The following is a 585-nucleotide window of genomic DNA, read 5'->3' on the forward strand; positions in this document are numbered from 1 at the left end:
AGCCAGCGACCGATATCACCGGTGCGGTAAATGCGGCGACCAGCCGTAAAAGGATGCGGTACAAACTTCTCTGCCGTCAGCTCCGGTTTATTCAGGTAACCACGGGCCAGCCCGTCGCCGCCAATGCAGATCTCTCCGGCCACGCCTACCGGCTGCACCGCGTTGTCTGCACCCAGCACATAGAGTTGTGTATTCCAGATAGGGCGACCTATCGGAATGCGCTGATCACCCGGGCGCGTGGCGTAATAAGTAACGTCTACAGACGCCTCCGTAGGCCCGTACAGGTTATGTACCGGAGCGGCCATACGGGCATACCAGTTACGCACCGTTTCGGCAGACAACGCCTCCCCACTGGTCACTACCAGCCGAAGGCTATCTAAAGCAACACTAATATCTTCGTCTTCAAATAAAGCAGTAATAAAGGCATTGAACATGCCGGGCACAAAATGCAGGCAGGTGATGCCATGACGTTGTATCAAGGCACGCAAACGCTCCGGCGCACCGATATCATCTTTGTGGCAGAGCACCATACGGGCGCCCCAGCACAGTGGCAGAAACAGTTCCCATACCGATACATCAAAAGTG

The 585-nt window shown here is 55.6% G+C and carries 1 protein-coding gene; it reads right to left on the reverse strand.

Features of this window, described 5'->3' with window-relative positions:
- Window positions 1–585 (reverse strand): AMP-binding protein (locus AC1DFM_RS34695; protein ID WP_477081368.1); only part of this gene is annotated, 585 nt, incomplete at both ends.

Source organism: Chitinophaga sp. 05T412, assembly GCF_056396465.1.